We start from the raw sequence: 25,658 nt of genomic DNA on the forward strand, positions 1-25,658 counted from the left end.
CATGTCAGGCCGGGTGCGTGTGCTCCGTGACAACGGAAGCCACCTGTTCGGCCCCGCGTTCTGACATGACGATTGTGTAGTGGTTGACGCCCTCGACCTCGTGCGCCCGAAACGTCGGCATCCGCGCGACCGCAGCATCGACCGCGGCACGCGCATACAGCGCGGTCGGCTCGTTCAGCAGCCCGCGCGGCGCCCGCAGAAAGTCGATCGGCAGGCTCAACCCGGCGAGGGCCTCCGCATACCCGCCGGAGCCGTTGAGCTGCGTGACGTTCTCGGCGACGGCCTCGAGCCGGGCCGAAGGATGCAGCTGGGGCGCCGTGCCATCGAGGTCGTAATTCGCGAAGTCGGCGAGGCGCTGTGACCAGTCACCGGCAAAGGCCGGGTGTGCCTGCCAGAACTGGGCGTACGTCTCGCGGCTGGGAAATACTTGGGACAGGCGCTCCACCGCAGGGCCGAGCATCCGGATCGGATCGATACCCTCCTCGTGCGGAATCGGCAGGCCCCCGTCAACGAGCACAAGCGATTCAACCCGATCGGGGTGCAGGTGAGCGAGCCACACGGCGACGAACGCACCCATCGAATGCCCGACCACGACCACCCGTTCGACCTCGAGAAAATCGAGCGCCACGGCCAGGTCATCGGCCTGGTGGCGGAGACCATACGGTCCCGGCAGGCCGTTGCTGCGCGCCCGCCCGCGCAGGTCGGGTGCGATCACCCGGGTGCCGGGCAGTTGCGCGGCCAGCCACGGCCAGGACAGGTGCGAGGCAGTGATGCCGTGCACCGCGAGCACGGCCGTGCCGTCGCTCTCGGCGGCACGCCACTGGCCGCCGAAGAGATCGCCGCCGTCGACCGGCGCCTGGAACGCGCTGTAGCCTGGCGCCTGAACGCCACCGCCTGAGCCGTTGCCGGTCGCGATCAGGTCAGTCATCGGTGCCTCGGTTCTCGTCGGAAGCGGTTACGGATGTCGCGCCGGGCGATCCGACGGATGCCGCCGGCCTCCCGAGGGCACCCTCAATGAAGCGCATCATCTGCTCGAAAACATGCTCGGGGACCTGTCGGGTCCCACTCGCAAACGGATCGGCGTCGGAGCCGGACTGTGCATCGGCAGTCGTTGGGTCCCCCCACAGCACCCAGCGCATGCCGATCATTTCGCCGACGCCCATCAAGGCCCACGCCGCAACGGTCGGATCAATGTCGCTGATCTCGCCCGCCTGCCCAGCCGCTCGCAGCCCCGCAATGTACCCCTCGACGATGCGCGAGTAGTGCATGCGCAGGGCCCCTGGCGAGACGAACTCCGCCTCCCGAACCACCCGGTACAGCGCCGGATGGTCGGCCGTGAACTGGAAGAACGCGCGAAACCCGGCCCGCTCAGAGTCGAGACGATTCGTGGTCGACGCCGATGCTGCACTCATCGCCTGACGCACCCGGTGGTTGAGGTCTTCGACGAGTTCGTTGAAGATCTGCAGTTTCGAATCGAAATACAGATAGAACGTGCCCTGGCCGATGCCGGCGGCCTCCGTGATGCGCGAGATCGACGCGTCGGAGTATCCGACGCGGGAAAAGACGTCTTCGGCCGCTTCGATCAGTTTGCGTTTGGTCAGTGCCCCGCGCGCGGTGCGCGGCTCGGCGGCGCTCACCGGGCACCTCCAACGAGGTTATTCTGCCAGCTTGCCAGAAGTTCCCGGCGCAGCACCTTGCTGCCCAGCGATCGGGGTATCTGCGGCACGAATCGCACGTGCGCGGGCACCTTGAACCCCGACAGCTGGCTTCGGGCGTACACCAGGAGTCTCTCCGCCGACTCCGCGACGCCCGGTTCGGTCACAACAAAGGCGACCCCCACTTCGCCCCAGCGGTCGTCGGGGACCCCGATGACCGCGACGTCGGCCACGACAGCATGTTCAAACAAAACGTTCTCCACTTCGGCGGGGGCGACGCTCTCGCCGCCCGAGATATAGATATCGGTGAGCCGGTCGATGACGGCGAAGTACCCGTGTTCGTCGCGACGAACGAGGTCACCGGTGTGCAGCCATCCGTCTCGGAGGGTGCGGGCGGTCTCCTCGGGGGCGCGAAAATACCCGGAGAACACGCAGGGGCCGCGTACAAGCAGCTCCCCCGTGCTCGCCCCGGCCCGATGTTCGCCGGTGACCGGGTCTGCGACAACGACCTCGACGTGCGCGTACGGTTTTCCGGCGTACCTGAGCATGCTGGGGGCGTCTTCGTTGGGCAGGCACAGCACGTTCGGCGAGGCCTCGGTCAGCCCATACCCCTGGGTCAGTGCGACGCCGCGAGCATGCCAGGTGCGCAGCAGCGGTGCGGGCATCGGCGCCCCACCGACGACAGCGTGGTTCAGGCTCGACAGGTCGGTTTCGGCGAAGTTCGGATGCTGCGCCACAAACAGGTAGTTTGCCAGCACACCCATTATGGTGGTGATTCGCCGATCTTGAATGAGCTGCAACACCCGGCCCGGGTCGAAGGTACGCTCCAGCACCACGGTCGCGCCCATCCACCAGGCCAGCAGCGGCTGGATGTTCCATCCGCCCACGTGGTACTGCGGCATGACCGCCAGCACCACACCTTTGCTCGTGATCTCGGTCATGGGCGACAAAGACAGGTTGGTCCAGAAACAGTTGGAGTGGGTGAGCACAACCCCTTTGGCCCGGCCGAGGGTGCCGGAGGTGAACGCGATCAACAACGGGTCGTCGTCGCGCACCGGGCGCTGCGGCGCACGCTCCGGAAGGTCGGCGCGACGGCCCGGCACGACCCGGTCCTGGCTGTTGCCGGTGATCGTCGCCACCCGGTCGCCGATACCGTACCCGGCCGCCCGAAAAGCGGCGGAGAGATCGCCGGCCCGGTCGTCGAGGTCGTGGTAGCGCAGCGTGACGCCGCGGTCGTCGACGGCGACGCGGTCGGGGGTGGCCCTGGCACGGTCGCGGGTCCAGCGGCCGAGGGTGTGCAGCCCGTCAGTGGGGGGTGTTTCATTCACGAGTTGATTCCTCCGACTCAAGCATGCGCTCTCGTTGGAGTTCCCCGGCCCGACCGCTGCGGCGCGGGCGCCGGCCCAGTCGGGTCAACCGGGCCAGGCCGCCCGGCAGAAACAAGACAACGAGGATGAACAGTGTGCCGAGGATGAACAACGGCTGCGACAACGGGATACGCAGCACATCGGGCAGCCCGGCGATGAATTCCGACCCGGCCAGGGCGGTGAGGCGCTGGTCGAGCAGCGTGTAGACGACGGCGCCGAGCACCGCTCCCCAACGCAGCCCCACCCCGCCGAGCACGACGATCACGAGCAGGGTGAGCGTGAAGTCCGGCGTCGCACCCCGCGGCGATACCCCGCTCTGCAGCAAGAGGAAGGCCGCACCGGCCAGCGCCGCCAGCGCGCCGGCGATGCTGAAGATGAGCAGGCGCACAAAGTACGGGCGAATACCGATGACACGCACTCGGAGTTCGTTCTCGCGCGTCGCGGCCACAACGTGACCGGCCCTTCTCGACCCACAGCACGACGAGGTAGACCACAACGACCACGGCGAGGGCGAAGGCGAAGGCGAGGGTCACCATGGCGAACGAGATGCCGGTGACGCGCAGGCTGAGCGAGCCGACGACCGCGGCGAGCACGAAGCCGAGCACGATCGTAATCAGCACGGCGGCAACGAACGTTGCCGTCTGGGGCAGCCAGCTCGGCGAGAAGTTTTGCAGCGCGATCCCGAGGCCATACGCGCCGGCCGCGAAGAAGAGCGCGTGCCCGAACGAGAGCATTCCGGCGAGTCCGAACAACAGGTGGTAGCTGAGTGCGAGCGCCGCGATGATCATGGCGTAGGCGAGCAGCTGCAGGGTGCCGGGGGTGGAGGTCGGCCCCGGAAGCACACCGGGGATACTGATGCTCAGCAGGGGAAGCAGCGCCAGCAGCACCACAAACGCGACCCCCGCCGCGATCCGGCTGGCCGGCCGCGCCCAACGGGGCCGGCCGGGGCCGTAAGCCCGGATGCTCATGTTGTGCTCCCGAGTAGGCCGCGCGGTCTGATCAGCAGCACCGCGGCGAGCGCGAGCACGACGGCGAGGTCGCCGGTGCCGCCCAGATAGAAGTTCGCGAACGGCTGGAGCACGGCCACGAGAACGGGTGCCAGGGCCGCGCCGCTCAGGGAACCGAGGCCCACGGTGACGAGCACCTGTTCAATGTGCCGGTTGTATAGCCGGCGAATGAGAAAGTATTCGGTCGCCGCAGCGGCGAGCGCCCCGACCAGCGCTCCGGTGATCATGGCGGCGAGGAGGGCCCACCAGGAGCCGTCGCTCAGTCGGCGCGCGGCCTCCCAGCCCATGAAGGCACCAATCGTGAGGAAGGAGCCATGCGCGAAGTTGAGCACGCCCATGAGCCCGTAGATGAGCGACAGCCCGGAGGCGACAAGAAAGTACAGGGCGCCGAGACCCAGGCCGGTGATCAGGAGCAGGACGATGGTACTCACTGCGGCACCGCCGCATCCGCTGGATCCGCCGCGCCGGCGCTGACACCAAGGTAACGCTGGATGCGCTCCGGGTCATCGAGCAGTTCGGTCGCGAGCCCGGTGAACACCACGCGGCCGCCGGAAAGCACGACGACCCGGTCGGCGAGCTGCCGGATCACCTGCAGGTTCTGCTCGACCAGGAGAATCGGCACGGTCTGAGCGGCGGTGAGGAGCGTCTGGACGACGTCGCCGACGATCCTGGGCGCGAGGCCCTTCGTCGGTTCGTCGACGAGAAGAAGTCCGTTGCGGTTGAGCAGGGCCCTGGCCAGGGAGACCATTTGCTGTTGGCCGCCGGAGAGGGTCCCGGCCAGTTGATTCTGGCGTTGCACCAGATAGAGCACCTGGTTCTGGGCGGCCTGGTCGGCAAGGCTGATCGCGATCCCGGAGGCGACGGTGCCAGGAACTTCTTTGTTACCCGCATGGAAGGGCCTTTCGTGCTGTTGAACGGAGTGTGAGTGGGTGAAGGGCGGGGTGCAATCGAGCGGTGAACCCAAACATGACACATGATTCAGGTTTCAGAAAACTATGGCGTCTAAGCGCTACTGTCAAGGGATGGATGCGCTGGTGCAGAAACACAGGATCGGCAGTGTCATGCTGGCTCCGGCCGTTTTTCTGGAACGCCAGCTCACAAAAACTTGACGAAGGAGTCCTTATGACCGCAATTGACGTCGTTATTCTTGCCGGGTCCCGTACGCCGCAGGGCCGCGTGAACGGCCAGCTTGCCTCCCTCACCGCCGTTCAGCTCGGCACCGCCGCCATCGCGGGTGCCCTCGCCCGCGCGGGCGTTGCCCCCGACCAGGTCGACACCGTTCTCATGGGCCAGGTGCTTCAGGCCGGTGCCGGCCAGAACCCCGCCCGCCAGAGTGCGATCGGCGCCGGGATCCCCTGGAACGTGCCAGCGATGACACTCAACAAGGTGTGCCTGTCCGGCCTCGCCGCCATCATTGACGCGGCCCGCCTCGTGCGCCTCGGCGAAGCCGACGTCGTGGTCGCCGGCGGCCAGGAGTCGATGAGTCGCGCGCCCCACCTTCTGCCCGGCTCACGCCAGGGCTGGGCCTACGGCACGGTCTCCATGCTCGACCACGCCGCGCACGACGGCCTCACCGATGCCTTCGACGGGCTGTCGATGGGCCTGTCCACCGAACTGGCCAACGAAAAGCTCGGCCTCACCCGCCTCGAGCAGGACGCCGTGGCCGCCGCCTCGCACCAGCGCACGGCTGCCGCCGATGCAGCGGATGTCTTCGCCAACGAAATCACGCCGGTGAGCGTGCCCCAGCGCAAGGGTGACCCCCTCGTGCTCACGACCGATGAGGGCGTTCGGGGCGACAGCACGACCGAGACGCTCGGACGCCTGCGCCCCGCGTTCTCCACGGACGGCAACATCACGGCCGGAAACGCGGCGCCCCTGAGCGACGGTGCGAGCGCCGTCGTCGTGGCAAGCAAAGCCTGGGCCGAGGCACATGGTCTCAGCTGGCTCGCCGTGATCGAGGCCTCCGGCCAGGTTGCCGGACCCGACAATTCCCTGCACTCCCAGCCGGCCAACGCCATTGCGAGCGCCCTGACGAAACAGGGCTGGGACGCCGGTGACCTCGACGTAGTCGAGATCAATGAGGCATTCGCCTCCGTTGTCATGCAGTCGTCGAAGGTGCTCGGCGTTTCGGCCGACAAGGTGAACATTCACGGTGGCGGCATCGCCATGGGCCACCCGATCGGCGCGTCGGGGGCGCGCGTGGCGCTGCACGCCGCACTCGAGCTCTCCCGTCGGGGAAGCGGCAAGGCGGCCGTGGCGCTCTGCGGCGGCGGCGGCCAGGGCGAGGCACTGCTGCTCTCGCGCTAGTCATGCACTGAACGGTGAGAGCCGCCGCCCCGGGGTATCCCGGGGCGGCGGCTCAGCCGAAGAGGTTGACGGGTTTGACGATGTCGGCGTACACGAGCAGCAGGCTCATCCCACCGAGCAGCACGACCACGGCCAACGTGAGGGGCATGAGTTTGGCCATGTCGACCGGCCCCGGCTCCGGCCGTTTGAACAGCTTCGCGAAAGCACGACGGATGCCCTCCCACAACGCCCCGGCCACGTGTCCGCCGTCGAGCGGCAGCAGCGGAACGAGGTTGAACACGAAGAGGGCAATGTTGACCGAACCGAGAATGCCGACCATGGTGGCAACCTTGCTGGCCACCGGAATGGTGTCGATACTCGCGATCTCGCCGGCGACGCGACCGACGCCGACCATGCTCATGGGGCCGTTCGGGTCGCGTTCGCCCGGTCCGAACGCGGCGTTTGCCACGTCAACGAGACGCTGCGGCAACTGGATGATGATGCCGGCGGTCGAGGCGATCGTGTCGCCGACCGCGGGCATGACGGCCGTGGCCGGCTGGCGCACGAGTTCGCCGGCGGCACCGATGCCCACGAAACCGACCTGCTCGGTGACCGGGGCGCCCGCGGCATCCGTCACCGGTTCGCCCGCAGAGTCGAGAACGTAGCGTTCGGTGAGCTTGGGGGTGATCGTGAGGGCCACCTCAGTGCCGGCGCGGTCGACCACCATCTGCAGGGCCTGGCCGGGGGCACCCCGAATGATCTGCGTTGACTGGCTCCAGCTGGTGATGGCGGTGCCACCGATGCTCACGAAGCGGTCGCCCGGCTTCAGCCCGGCCGCGGCGCCGGGGGCGGCCTCGTCGCTGCTCTCGCAGGACTGCCTGTCGCTGGTGGCCGGGAGCACGCACGAGCTGACGCTGCCGACGGTCGTGCTCGTCTGGGTGGTGCCGAAGCCCATCAGCAGAATGGAGAACATGACGATCGCGATGAGCAGGTTCATCGTGGGTCCGCCGAGCATGATGACGATGCGCTTGTAGACGGGGAGTGTGTAGAACGCGCGGTGATGCTCGCCCTCACCAATGGTGTCAGCGCTCGCCTGGCGCGCGTCGTCGACCATGGTCGCCATCGCCCCCGGCTTCTTCTCCGGCGCGCCCTCCTGCACCAGGGTGTCGAAGAACCCCGTGCTCGCGCTCTGTACCGCCCCGCCCTTTTTCGGCGGGAACATGCCGATCATGGAGATGTAGCCGCCGAGCGGGATGGCCTTGAACCCGTATTCGGTTTCGCCCTTCTTCTTCGACCACAGCGTCGGCCCGAAGCCGATCATGTACTGCGTGACCTTCACGCCAAACAGCTTGGCGGGAACCAGGTGCCCGATCTCGTGCAGGCCGATAGAAACGGCGAGGCCCACGACGATGACGACGACGCCGAGAATGAATAGCAGTACAGATTCCACAGTCGTAGAGTAGCTGTTCCAAGCTGCAAAGCGGCTGGTCGTTCTTCTGCCTGTCAACCACGCGGGTCTTCTCCTGTGGTTTGCTTAGTACAGCCTCTGGAGGTACCCCCTGTCTATCCAACCCAAAGCTGATCCCCTCGGCCTGCTCCTCGCCGACCGTTTCAGGCTCGATCGACTGGTGGGCACGGGCGGCATGGCATCCGTCTATCAGGCAACGGATACCTCGCTCGGCCGCACGGTGGCGGTGAAACTTTTTCGCTCCGACAGCATGGATTCCGCGGGTCCCGAACGCCAGAGCGGTGAGATTTCGCTGCTCGCGAGCCTGAACCACTTCGCCCTCGTGACCCTGTTCGATGCGGGGACCGCGCAGGTCAACGGCTCACCGCGCACCTTCATCGTGATGGAATTCGTCGATGGCTCCGATCTGCGCACGCGCCTGCTTGATGGACCGCTCGAGCCCCGCGACCTCGCTGACATTGGCGCGGACCTCGCCGAGGCCCTGCACTACGTGCACGCGCTCGGCATCATTCACCGGGACATCAAGCCCGCGAACGTTCTGCTGACGCCGTCGGGGTTCCCCGGTCGTGCCATGCACGCCAAGCTCGCCGACTTCGGCATTGCGCGCCTTCTCGATGAGACGCGGCTCACCGCCACCGGGGCCACACTCGGCACCGCCAGCTACCTCAGCCCCGAACAGGCGCTCGGCACCGCCCTCGGCCCGCCAACGGACGTGTATTCGCTCGGACTCGTGCTGTTGGAAAGCCTCACCGGCGAGCGCGCGTACCCCGGAACCGCGATCGAATCGGCCATGGCCCGGCTGCAGCGCCAGCCGCAGATTCCCGCCGGCGTGAGCCAGGGATGGGCGGACCTTCTGACCGCCATGACGAGTCGCGAGGCCGCCGATCGTCCCACCGCCTCCGCTGCGGCCGTGGTCTTGCGCACGCTCGTGGCCGATAGCGCGCCGGAACTGGTTCCCACGGTTCCCCTGCTCGACGACCTCGCCGCCGAAACCGGGCTCGCGACGGCGCTCATGGCCGAACCGGCGCATGCCGCCACCCGACTCCTGCCGGAGCAGCCGGCATTCGTTCCCCAGCTGGCACCCGAGCACGATCCGGCCAGCGACGACGACAACGCCCCAACCGCGCTGCTGCCCCGAGGTGACAGGTCAGAGCCGAGCCGTGCCCCCCGTACGAAGCGCCCGCGGCGGGCACCCGCCACGTCGCCGCGTACCGCGCGCGCCATCGCCGTTGGCGCCGGAATAGTGCTGGCTCTTGTTGTGCTGCTTGTTGTGCTGCTCAACCGACCGAGCACGCCGGAGGCGGCGCCGCCGACCTACCCCGCCGTCGACGGCCCACTCGGCGACCACCTGCAGCAGCTTCAGGAGAGCGTGACCCCATGACCCGCATTCGTTTTCGCCTGACCCTGGCCACCCTGGCCCTGTCGGCCCTCGCCCTCTCCGGGTGTGCCGGCGATCCCGTTTCCCTGCAGCCGTCGACGGCCGAACAGTTGCAAAGCGCCGTGCTTGATGTGACGACGGCCGCTGCCGAGGGTGACCTCACCAGCGCACAGTCCCTGCTCACGAACGTTGAGTCCAACCTGCGCACCGCCGCCGCCGCCGGCCAGGTGACCCCGGAGCGGTCCGCGGAGATTCAGGTGGCCATCAACCTGGTGGGCACCGACCTCAGCACGGCGATCGACACGGCCGCCGCACAGGCCGCCGCACAGGCCGCCGCACAGGCCGCCGCAGAGGCACAGGCCGCCAAGGACGCCGCCCAGGCGGATACCGACGCCGACGCGCCCAAGGATGCCGCCCAGGCAGCCGACGAGGCAGCCAAGGCAGCCGACGAGGCGGCCAAAAATGGCGGCAAAGACGGCAAAGACTCCTCGTGCGAAAAGGGCGACAAGGACTGCGAGGGCTAGCGCGCGCTGGCCGCGATGATGTGTTGGTCGGCGGTGGCGCGAGCCCAGGCCTCTGCCCCGGCCAGCGATTCCCGGGTGAGCGGTCCGTCCTGCTCGTGTGACTCGACCGCGCGCAGCACGGTGTCGACGATGTCGAGGAACCCGATCTTGCCGTCGTGGAAGGCCGCCACGGCCTGCTCATTCGCGGCGTTGAACACGGCCGGGTAGCTGCCGCCGGCGCGCCCGACCCGCTTGGCGAGGTCCACGGCAGGAAATGCGGTGTCGTCGAGCGGTTCGAAGGTCCAGGCGTGCGGTGTCGCCCAGTCGATCGGCGTTCCTACCGCCGCCACCCGGTTCGGCCAGTCCAGACCCAGTGAAATGGGCAGGCGCATGTCGGGCGGCGACGCCTGCGCAATCGTGGAACCGTCGATGAACTCCACCATGGAGTGCACGATCGACTGCGGGTGCACCACCACGTCGATCCGGTCGTAGCCCACGTCGAAGAGCAGATGGGCCTCGATGATCTCAAGTCCCTTGTTCACGAGGGTCGCCGAGTTCGTCGTGACCACGACGCCCATGTCCCACGTGGGGTGGTTGAGCGCCTCGCGAGGCGTCACGTTGGCCAGCTGCTCACGAGTACGACCGCGAAACGGGCCACCGGATGCCGTCAGCACGAGCCGACGCACCTCGTCGCTGGTGCCCGATCGCAAGGCCTGGGCAATCGCGGAGTGCTCGGAGTCGACCGGAACAATCTGGCCGGGAGCGGCGAGGGACTTCACGAGGTCACCCCCCACGATGAGTGACTCCTTGTTGGCCAGCGCAAGAACGCGGCCGGACTTGAGGGCGGCGAGGGTCGGGCCGAGGCCCACCGAACCGGTGATCCCGTTGAGCACGACGTCGGCATCGACGCCCTGCACGAGCTGCTCCGCCTCCTCCGCCCCGAGCGCCGTGTCGTCCACGCCGAACTCGGCGGCCTGTTCGTCGAGGAGGGCCCGGTTGGTGCCGGCCGACAGGCCGACTACCTCAAACCTGGTGGGATTGGCTTTGATCACGTCGAGGGCCTGCGTACCGATTGAACCGGTGGACCCGAGGATTATTACTCTGCGCACGCCTCCATGCTAGGTGCAGCCGCCGGGCAGAGTAGGGTCGAGCAGTGACCGGTGCCAATGAAGAACCCCAGGACGACGCTGAAGTCGTCTCCCCCCCGCGTGCAAAACGACCCGGATTCGTGTATTTCCTGGGCTACGGAATCATGGCCCCGATCGCCAGATTTGTTTTTCGTCCACATATCACAGGCCGCGAGAACATCCCCAAAACCGGTCCCGTCATTTTCGCGAGCAACCACCTGTCCTTCATTGACAGCATCGTCATCCCGCTCACCGCGCCCCGGCGGGTGCAGTTCCTCGCCAAGTCCACATACTTCACCGGGACCGGATTCAGTGGCTGGGTGTCGCGTAACTTCTTCACGTCCATCGGCGCGGTCGGTGTGGAACGTGGGGCCGGGCAGGCCGCACAGGTTGCGCTCGACGCGGGGCGCAGCATCCTCGATGCTGAGAGTGCATTCGCGATTTATCCGGAGGGCACCCGCTCGCTCGATGGGCGACTCTACCGCGGACGCACCGGGGTGGCCTGGCTCGCGCTTACGACCGGTGCCGTCGTCGTGCCGGTTGGCCTGATCGGCACGCAAGAGATCATGCCGGTGGGAAGCAAGACGCCCCGCATCCGCAAGATCACCGTGGCGTTCGGTGAACCGATCGACGTGAGTGCGCACGGAACGGCCGATTCGGGCAAGGCACGCCGTCAGGCGACCGACGAGATCATGGCCGCCATTCATGAGCTGTCCGGCCAGGAACTCGCCAGGACCTACAACGAATCGCCCCCCTCCGGAACCCTGCTCCGGCTCGCCGACAAGGTCTTCCCGCGCGAACGGGTGTAGCCTCCCGGCCCGAGGATTCGGCGTTCAGCCGACAGCCCTAGGGTGGCCGGATGACTGCTTCCTATTCCGTCCCCCAGACCCGCAAGCTCGTCACCGCCCTTCCCGGCCCCCGGTCGGTTGAACTGCAGGCGCGGCGTGAGCGAACCGTTGCGCGCGGCGCCGGAACCCTGGCCAACATCTACATGGATCACGGAGCCGGCGCGATCCTCGTCGACGTCGACGGCAACCAGATCATCGACCTGGGCTGCGGCATCGGCGTGACGACGATCGGCCACGCCAACCCGGACGTCGCCGCTGCGGCAGCCGAACAGGCCGCAAAGCTCACCCACACGCTGTTCACCGTGACGCCATACGAGAACTACGTGCGCGTCGCCGAGAAACTCGCCGAGATCACGCCCGGAGATTTCGAGAAGCGCTCGATTCTGGTGAACACGGGAGCCGAGGCCGTGGAGAACGCGGTCAAGATCGCCCGCAAGTTCACCGGTCGCCGCGCCATCGTTGCCCTTGACCACGCGTTCCACGGTCGCACCAACCTCACGATGGCCATGACGTACCGCCCCTGGCCGGAGCGCGCCGGCATGGGTCCGTTCCCCGGCGAGATCTACAGCGTGCCCACGAGTTACCCCTTCCGTGACGAACTCTCCGGGGAGGAAGCGGCGGAGAAGACGATTGATTACATCAACACCCACATCGGCGCGACGGAGATCGCCGCGTTCTTCGTCGAACCGATCCAGGGCGACGGCGGTATCGTCACCCCCGCCCCCGGGTTCTTCGAGCGGATCCGCGAGTTCTGCACCGAGAACGGAATCGTTTTCGTCGCCGACGAGATACAGGCGGGCATCGCTCGTACCGGAGCCTGGTACTCGATCGAGCACCACAACGTGGTCCCCGACCTCGTCACCACGGCCAAGGGCATCGCGGGCGGGTTCCCGCTCGCTGCGGTCACGGGCCGCGCCGACATCATGGATTCCGTGCAGCCGGGAGGTGTTGGCGGTACGTTCGGCGGCAACCCGGTCTCCACCGCGGCCGCCCTCGCCGTGTTCAACCTGATCGAACGCGACGACCTCCTCGCCGAGGCGCAGCGTGTGGAGAAGACCCTCCGGGCTCGCATCGGCGACTGGGCGGAGAAGTTCTCGGTGGTGGGAGACGTGCGCGGCAAGGGCGCCATGTTCGGGGTGGAGCTCGTGCACCCCGAAACGAAGAAGCCCTACCCCGAGGCTCTCACTGCCGTCATCAAGCACGCCACGTCGAACGGTGTCATCGTGCTCGACGCCGGCAGCTGGGACTCCGTGCTGCGCATCCTGCCCTCCGTCGTCATCTCCGACGAACTCATCGACGACGCGGCCACCGTCATCGAAGAGGCCCTCGCGGTGTTGTCCGCGACCTACCCGGAGGGCTGACCCGCCTCGCTGGTCGGCTACGGTGCGGGAAGCGTCTCCGGCTCGTGGCCGACGGGAAAGTTGACGGAGGCCGCGATGAAGCACTCGCGAGCGGCCTCGGCGTGCAGCGACTGCGCGAGGTCGACCTGCGCGGGATCGGCAATGGTGACGCGCGGGCGGAGGGTGACCGTCGTGAAGTGCCCCCCGCCCCCGGTGAGTTGTTCCATCGTGCCGACCGGGGCATCCGTGTAGGCGGTCACGGTGACGCCGTTACGCGCGGCCACGTGCAGGTACGAGAGCAGGTGGCACTGGCTGAGCGCGGCGAGCAGCAACTCCTCGGGGTTCCACCGGTCATTGTCGCCGTGAAAGGTGGGGTCGGATGATCCGCTGATCGACGGCTTCGCAGCGGATGCCCGCCCGGCCGGTGAGATCAGGTGATCGCGTCCGTAGGCCTTGTAATGGTTTGTGCCGGTGCCGCGGTTACCCGTCCACTCGACCCGCACCGCATAATCATGCACTCCGTTCATGCGTCTCCTTCGCTTGTGAAAGATTCTTGCAGACCCTTCAGCTTCATCCGGCAATGGGTCGGTAAAGTGGGACCATCATGACTGACATTCTCGCCGCTGCGCCCGCCTCCTCCTCCGCTACGTCGACCACCTATACGGTGCCGCAAGAACGCAAGATTGTGACCGCGATCCCCGGCCCCAAATCGACCGAGCTGCATGCCCGGCGCCTGAGCGTCGTCTCCAGTGGTGTCACCTCGATGCTTCCCGTGTACATCAAGAAGACCAACGGCGCCATCGTCGTCGACGTTGACGGCAACCAGTTCATCGACCTCGGCGCCGGCATCGGAGTGACCACGATCGGCCACACCGAGTCCAGCGTCGTCGCCGCGGCCGTCACCCAGACCGAAGACTTCATCCACACCCTGTTCACCGTGACGCCCTACGAGGAATACATTCGCGTCGCCGAGCTGCTCGCCGAGCACACCCCCGGTGACTTCCCGAAGAAGTCCGTGCTCATCAACTCCGGCGCCGAAGCCGTGGAGAACGGCGTGAAAATCGCGCGCAAGTACACTGGCCGCCGTGCCGTTGCCGTGCTCGACCACGCGTACCACGGTCGCACCGTGCTCACGATGGCCATGAACTACAAGGCTGCCCCGTACGCAACCGGCTACGGTCCCCTCGCCAGCGACGTGTACCACGCGCCGAGCTCCTACCCGTATCACGACGGCCTCAACGGTGCGGATGCTGCGGCCCGTACCATCGCCTACCTCGAGAAGGTCGTCGGCGCGACGGACCTCGCGTGCCTCGTCGTCGAGCCCATCCAGGGTGAGGGCGGCTTCATGGTTCCCGCCGACGGTTATCTTCCTGCCCTGCAGTCCTGGTGCACCGACAACGGTGTTGTCATGATCGCCGACGAAATTCAGAGCGGAATGGGCCGCACCGGAAAGTACTTCGCGAGCGAGCACTTCGGTTGGGTCCCTGACCTCGTTCTTTCGGCCAAGGGCATCGCCGGCGGCTTCCCGCTCGCCGCCGTCACCGGCCGCGCCGAGATCCTTGACGCCTCCCAGCCCGGCGGCCTTGGTGGCACGTTCGGTGGTAACCCCGTGTCGTGCGCGGCGGCCGTCGCCGTGTTCGAGGCAATCGAGGCGAACAACCTCCTCGCCGAGGGCGAGCGGATCGGTGCGACCCTCACCGCCGGCCTGACCGTGCTGAAGGACAAGTACGACATCATCGGTGAGATTCGCGGACGCGGCGCCATGATCGCCATCGAGCTCGTGCAGCCCGGAACCGGTGACACAACGAAGGCCCCGAACGCTGCGGCCGTCTCCGCGATCTCCGCGTACGCGGCGGCCCACGGAGTGCTGTTGCTCACCGCCGGCACCTACGGGAGCGTTCTGCGCTTCCTGCCGAGCCTAGCGCTGACCGATGCGCTGATCACCGATGCCCTCTCGGTGATCGACGACGCGATGGCTGCGCTCTAAACCAGACGCGCCATCCCGCACGCAGTCCGATTCCGTCGGAGCTGACCCCTGGTCAGCTCCGACGGCAACCAGCCAGGAGCAACACCGTGTCAGAAACCTTCACCATCACCGATGCGGTCGAGCTCGCCGTTGTTGAACGCAGCGGCTTTGTCGAGTCTCGGCATGCGGGTTCGGCAGTGGTGTTGGGCTCCAACGGTGAGGTGCTGCGGGCGCTCGGCGACATCGAGACACCGATCTTTCCGCGGTCGACACTGAAACCGTTCCAGGCCATCGCGGTCATGTCCAGCGGCGTCACCCTCCGGGGCGAAGACGCGGCAATCGCGACGGCCAGTCACAGTGGAACGCAGAAGCACGCTGACCTCGTGCGTGGCCTGCTCGCCCGCGCCGGCATCAACGAGTCAGCCCTCGGCTGCCCGGCCGCATGGCCGATCGACTCGGCGTCCAGGGACACGCTCGTGCGCCTCGGGGCCGGCAAGTCCGCCGTGTACATGGAGTGCTCCGGCAAGCACGCCGCGATGCTGGTGGCGTGCGTGCAGAACGGCTGGTCGCTGACCGGTTATCTCGACCCGGAGCATCCGTTGCAGAAGCGCGTTCTCGATGTCGTCGAACGCTTCACGGGTGAGCGCCCGGCGGCTTCGGGGATCGACGGCTGCGGAACCCCCGTGCACGCCCTGACGCTCACCGGCCTGGCACGTGGCGTTGCCCGCATCGCCACATCGAAGTCGAACTCCCCGTTCGCGATCTACCGCGAGGCCGGCTTCCTGGCCGAGGCGGTTCGGGAGAACGGTTGGGTCGTGGCCGGCCCCGGTCTCTCCGACAGCATCGTGATCGACCGGCTCGGACTGTTCATCAAGGGCGGCGCCGAGGGAGTCATGGTCGCCTCTGCCGACAACGGTATGACGGTGGCACTGAAGATTCTCGACGGCAACTTGCGTGCCGCGACGGTCGTGGCCCTGAGCCTGCTGGCGGATGCTGGCGCGATTTCCCGGGCGGACGTCGATGCCCTGATCCCCGAGCTCTCCCTCGTGGTCAGCGGAGGCGGCCGGCCGGTCGGCTCGATCCGCCCCAGCTACACGTAGTTGATTCCCCCCGCAGACAGGCACCCCACGAACATTCACCCGGCGCGCAGGCGGCCGCGGGGATACCTTGGTCTCAGTCAGGGACAGCGTTGTCCCCCGGCGATACCTGCGAACTAAGGAGCACCATGAAGGTTGCCATCCCCACCGAAGTGAAGAACAACGAGTTTCGAGTGGCCATCACCCCCGCCGGGGTTCATGAACTCACCGCGAACGGCCACGAGGTACTGGTACAGTCCGGCGCCGGACTGGGTTCGTCCATCACGGACGCGGCCTACACCGCTGCCGGCGCCATCATTCTGCCGGATGCCGTGAGCACGTGGGCCGCGGCAGACCTGCTGCTCAAGGTGAAGGAGCCGATTCCCAGCGAGTACGGCCATTTTCGCCCCGACCTGTTGCTCTTCACCTACCTGCACCTCGCGGCCGAGCGCGAGCTCACCCAGGCACTGCTCGCCGCCGGGGTGACGGCAATCGCCTACGAAACGGTACAGCTGCCATCCCGTGCCCTGCCCCTGCTCGCACCGATGAGCGAGGTAGCGGGTCGACTAGCGCCCATCGTGGGCGCCAATGCCATGCTCAAGCCCAACGGCGGGCCGGGGCTGCTCGTGCCCGGCGTTCCGGGCACGCAACCGGCTCGCATCACGGTGCTCGGCGGGGGTGTCGCCGGAACCGCGGCGATGCAGGTGTCCCTCGGCCTCGGTGCCGACGTGACGGTCCTCGATACGAATCTGTTCCGGCTGCGCGAACTGGATGCCCTCTACTTCGGTCGGGTGAAGACCATCGCGTCGAACAGCTTCGAGATCGACAAGGCCGTCATCGAGGCGGACCTTGTGATCGGCTCCGTCCTCATCCCCGGGGCCCGCGCACCCAAGCTGGTCAGCAACGAACTCGTCTCCCGTATGCGGCCGGGAAGTGTTCTGGTCGACATTGCCGTCGACCAGGGCGGATGCTTCGCCGACTCCCACCCGACGACTCACGCCGACCCGACGTTCACCGTGCACCGGTCGTTGTTCTACTGCGTCGCGAACATGCCCGGCGCGGTTCCGCACACCTCGACGTACGCGCTCACGAACGCAACGCTGCCCTACGTTCGTGCCATTGCGAACCTCGGTTGGAAAGAGGCCCTGCGCTGGGATGCTCCCCTCGCGCTCGGGCTCAATACCTTCTCGGGCACGGTCGTGAGCGCTCCCGTCGCGAGCGCACACGGCCTCGAACACCGCGCGCTCGCGGACGTGCTCGCTTAGCGAGCGGCGGGGGTGCTTCCCGGGGCGACCGCCGGCCCGGAGTCCGCTGGCATTGAGGCTCGAACGACCGACCCGTCGGGGCGCAGCACCCACACGTGCCCGCGGCCCGGCGCGAGCGCCGGCGGCACGTCCCGGCGACGGCCGATGACCCGAAAATCTCCCAGGCTGCAGCCGTCGAAAACCATCGCCGTCCCCGGCCGCAGTGCGGCCAGGAGCGCCCACTGGGTCTGCCAGGCGTCGGCGTCTCCGATCACCACCCGCGGGTTCCTGCCTTCGATGATCTCGAGCCGGTCGGAAACCGGGAGCGTTGACGCACCGGTGAGGTCAATAACCTCGGTACGACCGGCCCGCACACTGCGCCACAGTGCCGCGGTGCGGGCGGGTGAGGAGGAGACCACCAACAGTGCCGCATCGTCGTCGAGCTGCGCGGGCAGGGCGGGCAGGGCGGGCAGGGCGGGCAGGGTGGGTGGCGCCGTGCAGGGCCGGGGAACGAGCAGCTGCACGCGCAGCCCGCGGAAGCGGCCCCCACCGGGAGGGAGGGACGCATCGAACTGGGCTGACTGTCCTCCCGCGGCCACGTGCTCCTGCGCGTTGGGCATTCTCAGGAGCAGCAGGTTTGCGCAGAGCGCCGTGAGGCCATTCACCGCCCCGGCGAGACGCTGCACCGCAACCACGACGATGAGTCCGCGGGCCGGACCGTCACGGAGCACGGTCGTCATCATCTCCAGCGCGGCGAGACGGTGTTCCGTCTCCCACCGGGCACACACCGAATCGAAGTCATCGAGCAGCAGCACCCGGGCGGGGCGCCCGGCAGTACCCTGCACCTCACGGCAGGCCTCATCCAGCGCATCCCATGTGCCCTCCACATCGGCCGGCACGAGGTCGACCGGCATCCGGTCGCGCTGCGCCAGGAGCGTCCCCAACAGGGTGCTCTTGCCGGACCCGGCGCCGCCCACGACGAGCAGGTGACCGTCGCGGCCCGGGTTCCAGCGCGCCACCCGATACCGCTGCCGCTCCGGCTCGTCGAGCAGCCCCAGCAGAAAATCTTCCCTGGTCTCCGGCGCCGCGGTGTCGTCGGTACCGACACAATCGACATCGGTGACCGTGCTCGGGAGCGGATCAAGCCACGGCCGACGGGGCCCCGGCGTTACCTCGCCTCCTGCCGGGTCTGGCCCTGGCGAGGTGTTCCCGGCGGCGGCGCGAATATCCTGCGGCTGGGTCGTGGCAATCTGGCACAGGCTCGGTTCCCCGGACGAGACCGCGATCAGGCAGCGGCCCGGCAGATCCGCCGGGAGCGTGGCTGCCGCATCCGTTCCGATGACGGCATGGCTGTCGGCCGCGTTGTTGACCCTGAGCGACAGCCGCAGGCTGCAGTTGGCCAGGAGCGCGTCTCGCACCACCCCTGCCGGACGCTGCGTGCACAGGATCAGATGCACCCCGAGTGAGCGCCCACGGGCGGCAATGTCCACAAACAGGGCGTGCAGTTCGGGGAAGGCATTGATCATGGTGGCGAATTCGTCCACCACAATGACGAGCCGGGAGAGGCTCCCTGGCCCGCGGGACAGCCGGGGATCCGTGACGTCGGTCGCGTGGGCGGCGGCCAGCACACCCTCCCGGTGACGCAGTTCTGCCGCGAGGCTCGATAGCGCCCTGGATGCGGCCGTGGCGTTGAGGTCGGTGATGAGGCCCACGCAGTGCGGCAATGACTGCAGGGGCCCGAAGGCTGCTCCCCCCTTGAAATCGACCAGGAGGAACGTCACCTGGGCCGGGGAATAGCTGCCGGCGAGTGCCGTGACCCAGGTGACGAGCAACTCGCTCTTGCCGCTGCCGGTGGTTCCCCCCACAACGGCATGTGGACCGCCTCTCACCAGGTCGACGACGAGGCCACCGGCGTCGCCGCGGCCGAGGAGGCAGGCGAGCGACGCGGGAGCTCCTGCCCCGACCTCCGTCGTGCGAAATCGTCCGATCTCGCTGAGGGTGACCGCGGAAGGAAGCTGTTCCTGCCATGGCCCAAGTCCGAATGCGAGGGCCTGCTCCGTTGCGTCGGCGGCAAAGCGAAGGGCGGCCTCGGCCGAGACGAGTTCGGGTTGGAATTCGAGTCCGACGGCGTGCAGCGGTGACGCCGCGAGCACGGCGCGTCTGGGTCCATGTACCCGCACCACGGTGGCGCAGCCCGGCTGCAGGTCGCCGACACGCTCAGCGAGGCTGATCACGAGCGCGTCGGGCGAGGGGTCCACACCGCCGGTCACGGGCACCCGTTCAGGACGCGCGGCGCACGGTGGCGCCGCGACCACGATGGAATACCGTGTGCCGGGCCGACCGGGGCCCTGGCTGTGCGGCAGCGACGCGGCCCACTCCCACCCGGCCAACGGTATCGACGCGACCGTGCATTCACCCGGCGGCAGCGCGAAACACAACTGCACCACGACGCACCTGGCCACCGCGCGAGCGAGGGCCGGTGGGCCGACGATCCCAATTCCGCCGCGTGCGTCGACCGTGATCGGGGCGTCCGGGAGGGTCGCAGCCCAGCGCCGCAGTTCGCGCTGCTCACCGGGTGCTGCTCCGACCGAGAGCCGCACGTCGCTGTTGATCGTGCCGAGCCCGAGACTGAGGATCGTTGCGCCTGACCGCCGCCAGCGCCCGGTCCCGGTCGGCTCGGCGAGGATGCACGCGACCGATGGTGTCTGCTGCCCAAGCGAGCGGCGCCGACTGTCGAGGCGCTCGGCGACGCTCTCCCGCAGCTCGTCAAGCGCCGTGGCGTAGGACGCGGCGTCCCGTGTCGCCCGTTTGCGTTGGGTGCGCCGCGCGTCGAACATGCTCGCGACGGCGATCACGGGACTGAGGACGGCGAAGATCAGCGCGAAGGCCGAGCCGGTCACGAACCAGATGAGGGCGGCCACGCCGAGGGGAGCGAGCGTCGCGAGCAGGGGAAAGACCGGCGGCGGCGGTGACGCCGGCCGGGGCGGCACGGTGAGGGTTTCATCGGGGAGAATCACCCCGCCAGCACAGCACCCGCCGGGATGGTGCGCGGGGATTCTGGCGAACCGGCGCACAAGTGCCCGAGCGCGGCAGCGGTGGAGGAGCGGGTCAGTTCACGGTGAAGTGTTGGTCGGCCATTTCGACCCGCGAGCGCCGCAGCACTCGATAGCGTCGACCGGGCTCGCACCGCACGGGAGCCTCGTTGGGACGGCGAAGCACGGTGCCGTTGCCGGAGAACCGGTCATTGACCCAGAATTCCCCCTCGTGCTGACCGAATTCCAGGTGCGTCTTGGACACCGACATGCCGACATCCGCTATGGGGAGCAGCACGTCGAAGGCCTCGCCCGGTTGGGGCATGGGCCGGCGGCCGATCAAACCCGAGCCGCGCACGGAAACGGTTTCGCCGGTGCTGAACTGCAACACGAAGCCGACCGGCAGGTAGCCCGGTACCGAGGTCGCGCCGCTCTGCACCGTCTCTGGCCGCATCGGGGGCCGCCCCTTTGCCGGCGCAACATCGGTGTCAACGGGAACCGATACGACCGTGGACCGGGGCGGCAGCGGGGCGATGATGGTCGTATCGTTCGGCCGCGGATCGGGGCGCTTGCGAGTGAGGGGTGTCGCGGTACGTGAGCTGCCGCACTCGCCGCAGAACATGGCTCCGGTCGGCAGGATCACCCCACAAATCTGGCACGTCACGAGCCTGCTCCTTCCCTCTGCGCTTTTCCTCCAGCGTACCGACTGAACGATCGAAGCGAGATGACCGCCCGCAGGCGTTCCCTCCGAGTGCGGCCGGCCCCGAACCCTCGGCGCAGGTCATCGACGCGGTCCCACACCGCGTCGGCGTCGGCCGCCGACGGAGTGACGGGAGAAAACACGGCGCGGTCAACGGCCCTGGCGAGGACGTGGGCGTCCTCACGCGTGTGGGCACCGTCGAGGGGCGCTGCGATGGCGTCCACGGCTGCGGCCAGTTCCAGCCGGGTGGCGTTCGCCGGCAGGGGAACGGCCCGGTCCGTTGCCGCGTCGGCGAATTCACGCCAGGCGCCACTGATCCGGGCGAGCGGCGTCGGCCCCGTGCGTCGCAGCCGGCGCCGGCGTGCCTTGGCCGCAACCACGAACAGCACCGGGGACAGGACCACGAGCAGCCCGAGCACTGTCCATCCGGTTGCGACAGCGGCAGCGAGCAGAAAGGCGAGCAGGGGGCTGAGCGGAACGACCGGCTCCTCCACCGCGCGTTCGGCCGGGGCCGGGTCGCGCTGCTGGGGTGTGTCAACGACCGGCGGTGGGAGCACGGATTGCGGCCGCGAGACGACGGTCGGCTCATCGGGCTGGTTCGCTGGAATGTCCCGCACCGTCGGCGTCGGATCGATCGTCACCCAATTGTCCGTGCTCGACTGCACCTCGAGCCACGCCGAAGCGTCGGATCCAGTGACACGAACCGCGTCGGAGCCGCCGGCATCCGTCTGCGGGGCGAAACCAACGACGACGCGCGCCGGAAAACCGATCTGCCGTGCCATGAGTGCGGCGGCGACCGCATACTGCTCCTCGTCACCGAGCATGGGCACATCGGTGAAGAGTTGGGTGATGCGATCGGCACCGTGCCCGGAGCGGCTGAGCGGCTCATCCGCTCCGAGGCCGTGACTGACATAGCCGTCGCTCGCGAGACCATCAAGCGCCTGCTGCAGTTGCGCCCCCGGTGCGGCGTCGGCGCTGATATACCCGTCAAGGGCCAGGACGAGCCCGTCGGGAACGACACCCACCGGCGGCTGAACGGCCGAGCCGGGGCGCAGGGCGGAGAGGTCAGACACCCGCGGCGGTGTCACGGACTCACTGCGGTACGAATCCCCGCGAATCAGCCCGGTGAGCACGGCGGCGGATGCGCCGATGTCGTTGTAGAAGAACGCGTCCGACCGGGTGAGCGCGGTCGCGCCACCGAACTCGATCTGTTCGAGCTGCCCGATCCCCGGCACCCACCGGCCCGTGTACCCGTCGACCGTCACCGAGAGAACCGTCGGTTCCCCCGCAACCTGGCTCTGGTCCAGCCGGTAGGGCAGCCGAGTGAACGATCCGGCCGCACTGCGGGTCACGGCGTTTCCCGCGGAATAGACGATCCCGTCGTAGCCGTCGAGGGTGGCCAGGCGCAAGCGACCATCGCGCGGCAGCCCCGTCACCTCGAACAGGGTCTCGTCGGCGAGGGCCGGCTGCAGGTAACTGCGGAATTCGCTCAGCGGACTCGCGTAGTCCTGCGGGTTGAAGGGCTGCTGTACCCGGGCTCGCAGCACGTCCCGCTCCGTGGTGGCGGGCGCGGCAATCGCGGCCACCGTGCCCACCGAAACGGCGACCATGATGAGCGCGGCGGCGCTCATCATGGTTCGCGCGCCGGAACGGTGCTCGTGGCGGGTTTGCCTCCCCTGCCCCGAAAATCCGCGGTTCGACGCTCGCCGGTTGCGGCGCATCCACAGCAGCCACCCGAGCACAACGGCGAAGAAACCGAGGCTGGAGAGAACCGGTGAGAACGGGGCCGTGGGCCCGAGCACGATGCCGGCGAGAAAGAACAGGGCAGGCGCGAGAACGGCGCGTTCGGGCACGCGGGAGCGCAGCGCCGTGGACAGCCCCGCCACGGTGGAGACGAGAACAAGAATGAGCACGGGAACGAGCAGCGTTTGGTAGGAACCCACCGGGAGCACGATCGTGACGAGTTGCTTCCAGCTCAGCGCGCTGGCGGCCAGGAGTTCGACGAGGCCGACGGCCGAGGGCCAGATGCCGGCAACGGCCCGGCCGGGTACGGCCAGGGGAACGCCAACGAGCAGGAACCCGGCGAGGGTTGCGAGCATGACGATCCAGGCCTGCCATCGAAAAAAAGCTCCGCCGACCGCGATGAGGGCACCGACGACGAACGCCCCGAGAACCGCGACGACGAAGTGGCGGCTTTGGTAGACGGGCCAGAGAGTGACGGATGCCGCGATGGTCGCCAGGAGCAGTGCGAGCGTGTGCCCGGCTACGAGGCGCCGGCGTGGACGCACCCACGCGCGCGCCGTCCGCCGGGGCGACTCGCCGGTTCCTGCGGCCGCACGCTCCGGCACACTCATGCGGCCTTCGTTCGTGCGAGGCTCTTGTGCAGGTCATCGAGGAACCCGATCGTGATCACGCTGAGCTCACCCATGCGGCGATAGCTGGGTACCGCCTCCGGTTCGCACACCACGGCGACGACCTCGACGCCGGCGGAGAAGCGGTTCGCCGCGGCCCGCAGCTGGCGTGCGGTGACCGTGGAACCGCACACCAGGAAGGCGACCGAGATTCCGTTCACCGCGTCGGAGGCCAGGCCGGCGACGTCGGCGAGGGGAAGCGCAGCGGGGTGTCGTTCAATGATGCTGAGGTCGTCGAGCAACCGATTGCGGGTCACCGTGCTGAGGCTCCGCATGGCCGTGACCTGGCGCAGCGCGTAGGGAGGGGTGAGCGCGCTCACCGACACGGAGACAGTACGGTCGTCGCGGATGGCCCGCACCCCGAGCGACCCCGCCACACTCACGGCCAGCTCGAACTCATCATCCGTTGCGCATTCAGCGTCTCTGAGTCCCAGGACGACCATCAGTTCGCTGCGCCTGGTCTCCTCAAACTGCCGCACCATGAGCGTGCCGGTTTTGGCTGTGCTCTTCCAATGGATGCTGCGGCGCTCGTCCCCCGGAACGTATTCACGCAGGGAGTTGAAGGACACGTCGTTGGTGGTGAGATCGCGCGTGGGGTTGCCTTCGAGGTCGCGAATCAGCCCGGTGCTCGTGGCCGGGATGGAGATGGTGCGCGGGTGAACGCGCAGCTCGATCTTCTCGGCCCACACCAGTTCTTTGCGCACGAGCCCGATCGGGTCGGCGCGAACCGTGCGCACCGGCCCCACGGTCACCAGTCCCCTGCGCCGGGTCGGCACGACGAAGTCGTGACTGAAACGCGCCAGACGGCCAAGGCTCGGCATCGGGATGACCGACAACGCCGAGCCAACCGGAACCTCAACACGCACCGCTGGCAGGCGCCGGCGGGCAGGGTTCTCGATGACAACCCGCCCGGTGACGGGGTCACCGACCACGACCCGGCGCGTGCCCAGGCTCAGGGAAACGGCGTACTTCGTGCGTCCGAGCAGGTAGGCGAGAGCCATCAGGCAGAGCGTCAGGCCGGTCCAGGCAATCACGACGAGTTCCGTCCACCCTGCGAGGTATCCGCCGAGGAAGGCGAGGCTCACCGTGGCGGCGAGACTCCAGCCGAGCGGGGTGACAACGGCCCGCACGACCCGAAACGCCCTCCCGAGCCGGAGGCGCGTCGACCGTGACCGGTGCAGCGCCGCGGCAATGACACCGGCGAGGCGCCCCTCCGGTGCGGCCGGCGCAGCGACGCCGCGCGTCCGAGCGTTCGTGAGGGTGTCAGTCACGATGCGCTCGTTCGCTCGGCGGGGGCGTCTCGACGACGATCTGGGCGATGACCTGCGAGGCCGTTGCGCCGTCGAATTCGCTTTCCGGGTCGAGCAGCAGGCGGTGCGCGAGCACGGGTTCGGCGAGAACCTTCACGTCGTCGGGAATGACGTAGTGGCGACCGTTGGCCGCCGCGAGGGTCTTGGCCGTGCGAATGAGCGCGAGGGCGCCCCGCACGCTCACCCCGAGACGCACCTCAGGGGCGGTGCGGGTGGCGTCGACCAGCCGGGAGACATAGTCGGTGATGCTCGGGTCCACGAACACGGTGCGGGCGAGGGCCGCGAGCTCGACAACGGTTTCGGCGGTGAGCACGGGCGCCACGGTCACCTCGTGCGCGCGATGACCGGCGCCGTCGAGGATGCGAATCATGGAGGCATGGTCGGGGTAACCGATCGAGGACTTCATGATGAAGCGATCGAGCTGCGCTTCGGGAAGCCGGTAGGTTCCGGCCTGTTCGATGGGGTTCTGCGTGGCGATGACCATGAAGGGCGTTCCAACCTGGTGGGTCACGCCATCCGTTGTCACCTGTCCCTCCTCCATCACCTCCAGCAGCGCCGATTGGGTCTTCGGGCTGGCCCGGTTGATTTCGTCAGCGAGCACGATGTTGGCGAAGATGGGTCCGCGGTGAAACTCGAACGCGCCATGGCGCTGGTCGTAGATGCTCACGCCGGTGATGTCCCCCGGCAGCAGGTCGGGCGTGAACTGCACGCGGTTGCTCGTGCCCCGCACGCTCTGCGCGATCGCGCGGGCGAGCGACGTCTTGCCGGTGCCCGGAACATCCTCGAGCAAAAGGTGGCCCTCGCTGAGCAGCGCCGTGAACGCGAGGCGAATGACGTGGTTCTTGCCGAGAACCACGTCTTCCACGCCGCTCACGAGCCGGTCGAAGGCGTCGGCGAACTGGGTGGCCTGCTCGGGGATCATCGTCATGGGGAGGTCTCT

Annotated in this window: 21 protein-coding genes and 1 pseudogene; 8 read left to right on the top strand and 14 right to left on the bottom strand. The window is 68.1% G+C overall.

The genetic code is table 11. The features are described from left to right. Positions 1 to 4: 4 nt before the first annotated feature. The 6 genes and pseudogenes from EDD25_RS03920 to EDD25_RS03945 all read right to left on the bottom strand — a co-directional run bounded on the left by EDD25_RS03920 (position 5) and on the right by EDD25_RS03945 (position 4,993). Entirely contained in the window at positions 5 to 928 is a 924-nt protein-coding gene (locus tag EDD25_RS03920; protein ID WP_134172124.1) for an alpha/beta fold hydrolase, read from the bottom strand. Further along, positions 921 to 1,637: a TetR/AcrR family transcriptional regulator gene (locus EDD25_RS03925; RefSeq protein WP_134172125.1), complete on the bottom strand. Its 717-nt coding sequence runs from the start codon at positions 1,635 to 1,637 to the stop codon at positions 921 to 923. Before EDD25_RS03925 ends, EDD25_RS03920 begins: the two co-directional genes overlap by 8 nt. Beyond that, the gene (locus EDD25_RS03930) at positions 1,634 to 2,983 is read right to left on the bottom strand and encodes an AMP-binding protein (protein ID WP_134172126.1); all 1,350 of its coding nucleotides are present in this window, start codon (positions 2,981 to 2,983) and stop codon (positions 1,634 to 1,636) included. Before EDD25_RS03930 ends, EDD25_RS03925 begins: the two co-directional genes overlap by 4 nt. Continuing rightward, positions 2,976 to 3,990 (bottom strand): annotated as a pseudogene (locus EDD25_RS03935) (branched-chain amino acid ABC transporter permease). Before EDD25_RS03935 ends, EDD25_RS03930 begins: the two are co-directional and overlap by 8 nt. Further along, complete coding sequence (locus tag EDD25_RS03940; RefSeq protein WP_134172127.1) at positions 3,987 to 4,460, bottom strand: ABC transporter permease subunit; 474 nt, start codon at positions 4,458 to 4,460, stop codon at positions 3,987 to 3,989. The pseudogene EDD25_RS03935 and the gene EDD25_RS03940 overlap by 4 nt, the downstream one beginning before the upstream one ends. Then, positions 4,457 to 4,993 carry an ATP-binding cassette domain-containing protein gene (locus EDD25_RS03945; RefSeq protein WP_341765331.1) on the bottom strand — a complete coding sequence of 179 codons (537 nt, stop codon included), beginning with the start codon at positions 4,991 to 4,993 and terminating at the stop codon, positions 4,457 to 4,459. The genes EDD25_RS03940 and EDD25_RS03945 overlap by 4 nt, the downstream gene beginning before the upstream one ends. A 158-nt stretch (positions 4,994 to 5,151) precedes the next feature. On the opposite strand from EDD25_RS03945, the gene EDD25_RS03950 reads away from it, so the two are divergent. Continuing rightward, on the top strand, positions 5,152 to 6,336 hold the full coding sequence (locus EDD25_RS03950) for an acetyl-CoA C-acetyltransferase (protein WP_134172129.1): 1,185 nt from the start codon (positions 5,152 to 5,154) through the stop codon (positions 6,334 to 6,336). 52 nt (positions 6,337 to 6,388) lie between these two features. On the opposite strand, the gene EDD25_RS03955 is transcribed toward EDD25_RS03950, so the two are convergent. Next, positions 6,389 to 7,765, bottom strand: coding sequence for a M50 family metallopeptidase (locus EDD25_RS03955; RefSeq protein WP_134172130.1), 1,377 nt, complete (start codon positions 7,763 to 7,765; stop codon positions 6,389 to 6,391). A 175-nt stretch (positions 7,766 to 7,940) separates the two neighbouring features. Between EDD25_RS03955 and EDD25_RS03960 the strand changes: the two genes are divergently transcribed. Further along, positions 7,941 to 9,164 (top strand): serine/threonine-protein kinase, encoded by a 1,224-nt coding sequence (locus EDD25_RS03960; RefSeq protein WP_277871691.1) that lies wholly within the window; start codon positions 7,941 to 7,943, stop codon positions 9,162 to 9,164. Next, positions 9,161 to 9,685, top strand: a complete 525-nt coding sequence (locus EDD25_RS03965) for a mucin-associated surface protein (protein WP_134172132.1) — start codon at positions 9,161 to 9,163, stop codon at positions 9,683 to 9,685. Before EDD25_RS03960 ends, EDD25_RS03965 begins: the two co-directional genes overlap by 4 nt. Here the strand turns inward: EDD25_RS03965 and dxr are convergent. Further along, positions 9,682 to 10,773 carry a 1-deoxy-D-xylulose-5-phosphate reductoisomerase gene (gene dxr, locus EDD25_RS03970; RefSeq protein WP_134172133.1) on the bottom strand — a complete coding sequence of 364 codons (1,092 nt, stop codon included), beginning with the start codon at positions 10,771 to 10,773 and terminating at the stop codon, positions 9,682 to 9,684. The two genes, EDD25_RS03965 and dxr, sit on opposite strands and share 4 nt — an antisense overlap. 44 nt (positions 10,774 to 10,817) lie before the next feature. Here dxr and EDD25_RS03975 point away from each other — a divergent pair, with 44 nt between their 5' ends. Beyond that, the gene (locus EDD25_RS03975; protein ID WP_422386782.1) at positions 10,818 to 11,600 is read left to right on the top strand and encodes a lysophospholipid acyltransferase family protein; all 783 of its coding nucleotides are present in this window, start codon (positions 10,818 to 10,820) and stop codon (positions 11,598 to 11,600) included. Between the two features lie 50 nt (positions 11,601 to 11,650). Then, a complete protein-coding gene (locus tag EDD25_RS03980) occupies positions 11,651 to 13,000 on the top strand; it encodes an aminotransferase class III-fold pyridoxal phosphate-dependent enzyme (RefSeq protein ID WP_134172134.1) in 1,350 nt (449 codons plus the stop codon). Between the two features lie 17 nt (positions 13,001 to 13,017). On the opposite strand, the gene EDD25_RS03985 is transcribed toward EDD25_RS03980, so the two are convergent. Continuing rightward, a complete protein-coding gene (locus tag EDD25_RS03985; protein ID WP_134172135.1) occupies positions 13,018 to 13,506 on the bottom strand; it encodes an OsmC family protein in 489 nt (162 codons plus the stop codon). Positions 13,507 to 13,583: 77 nt separating this feature from the next. On the opposite strand from EDD25_RS03985, the gene gabT reads away from it, so the two are divergent. The 3 genes from gabT to ald all read left to right on the top strand — a co-directional run bounded on the left by gabT (position 13,584) and on the right by ald (position 17,286). Then, the gene (gabT, locus tag EDD25_RS03990) at positions 13,584 to 14,966 is read left to right on the top strand and encodes a 4-aminobutyrate--2-oxoglutarate transaminase (RefSeq protein WP_134172136.1); all 1,383 of its coding nucleotides are present in this window, start codon (positions 13,584 to 13,586) and stop codon (positions 14,964 to 14,966) included. Positions 14,967 to 15,052: 86 nt separating this feature from the next. Next, positions 15,053 to 16,045 carry an asparaginase gene (locus EDD25_RS03995; RefSeq protein WP_134172137.1) on the top strand — a complete coding sequence of 331 codons (993 nt, stop codon included), beginning with the start codon at positions 15,053 to 15,055 and terminating at the stop codon, positions 16,043 to 16,045. A gap of 125 nt (positions 16,046 to 16,170) precedes the next feature. Beyond that, positions 16,171 to 17,286 (top strand): alanine dehydrogenase, encoded by a 1,116-nt coding sequence (gene ald, locus EDD25_RS04000; protein ID WP_134172138.1) that lies wholly within the window; start codon positions 16,171 to 16,173, stop codon positions 17,284 to 17,286. On the opposite strand, the gene EDD25_RS04005 is transcribed toward ald, so the two are convergent. The 5 genes from EDD25_RS04005 to EDD25_RS04025 all read right to left on the bottom strand — a co-directional run bounded on the left by EDD25_RS04005 (position 17,283) and on the right by EDD25_RS04025 (position 25,646). Then, complete coding sequence (locus EDD25_RS04005; protein ID WP_134172139.1) at positions 17,283 to 20,282, bottom strand: ATP-binding protein; 3,000 nt, start codon at positions 20,280 to 20,282, stop codon at positions 17,283 to 17,285. The two genes, ald and EDD25_RS04005, sit on opposite strands and share 4 nt — an antisense overlap. A 91-nt stretch (positions 20,283 to 20,373) precedes the next feature. Beyond that, positions 20,374 to 20,961: an FHA domain-containing protein gene (locus tag EDD25_RS04010; RefSeq protein ID WP_134172140.1), complete on the bottom strand. Its 588-nt coding sequence runs from the start codon at positions 20,959 to 20,961 to the stop codon at positions 20,374 to 20,376. Then, positions 20,958 to 23,351, bottom strand: coding sequence for a transglutaminase TgpA family protein (locus EDD25_RS04015; protein WP_134172141.1), 2,394 nt, complete (start codon positions 23,349 to 23,351; stop codon positions 20,958 to 20,960). Before EDD25_RS04015 ends, EDD25_RS04010 begins: the two co-directional genes overlap by 4 nt. Continuing rightward, a complete protein-coding gene (locus tag EDD25_RS04020) occupies positions 23,348 to 24,679 on the bottom strand; it encodes a DUF58 domain-containing protein (RefSeq protein ID WP_241986436.1) in 1,332 nt (443 codons plus the stop codon). Before EDD25_RS04020 ends, EDD25_RS04015 begins: the two co-directional genes overlap by 4 nt. Beyond that, complete coding sequence (locus EDD25_RS04025; protein ID WP_134175121.1) at positions 24,672 to 25,646, bottom strand: AAA family ATPase; 975 nt, start codon at positions 25,644 to 25,646, stop codon at positions 24,672 to 24,674. The genes EDD25_RS04020 and EDD25_RS04025 overlap by 8 nt, the downstream gene beginning before the upstream one ends. Between the last annotated feature and the right edge of the window lie 12 nt (positions 25,647 to 25,658).

It is taken from the genome of Cryobacterium psychrophilum, from assembly GCF_004365915.1.
In the GTDB taxonomy this organism is placed as follows: domain Bacteria; phylum Actinomycetota; class Actinomycetes; order Actinomycetales; family Microbacteriaceae; genus Cryobacterium; species Cryobacterium psychrophilum.